Source organism: Rhodococcus ruber NBRC 15591 (assembly GCF_001894945.1).
Lineage (GTDB): Bacteria > Actinomycetota > Actinomycetes > Mycobacteriales > Mycobacteriaceae > Rhodococcus > Rhodococcus ruber.
The window spans coordinates 1-522 of sequence record NZ_BCXE01000056.1 but is presented as its reverse complement, the minus strand read 5'-3'; the positions used below and the strand labels follow the sequence as shown (position 1 = coordinate 522).

At 72.0% G+C, this 522-nt stretch carries 1 protein-coding gene; it reads right to left on the bottom strand.

The window, feature by feature from the left end:
• Positions 1 to 522 (bottom strand): transposase (locus RR3_RS24470; RefSeq protein ID WP_304363084.1); only part of this gene is annotated, 522 nt, incomplete at both ends.

The window sequence follows — 522 nt, the reverse complement described above, 5'->3', positions numbered from 1 at the left end:
CCAGCTCCGCCGCGCAGCGGCTGCGGTGCTGCCGGTGCGGCAGGTCGAACCGTTCGTCGGTGGTGGTCGCGGTCCTGCTCACGCCCCAGTCGACACCGATCGCCGAACCCTCGGGGGCCGCGGGCACCGGTTCGGCATCGCGGGTGACGACGAACGAGGCGTACCAGTGCCCCAGCGGATCCCGGGTGATGCGCACACTCGACGGCTCGGACGGCAACTCCCGCGACCACACCACCGGGACACTGACCCCCTTGGCGAGCACCAACCGGCCCTCGCGCAGGGTGAAGCCGCGGCGGGTGTACTCGAGCGTCGGCAACGCTTTCTTGCGGGCCTTGCACCGCGGCCGGCCCCGCCCGGTGATCCGGAACGAGTCGTCCAGGGCGCGGGCGTAGGTCCGCAGCGTCTGCTGCTGGGCCACCTGGGATCCGGCCCGCAGCCACGACGACTGCTGCCGCGCCCGGGTGAGCAGTCTGCTCAGCTTCCCGAAGGTGGGTCTCGCACCGGATTTCTGTTGGTGGACCG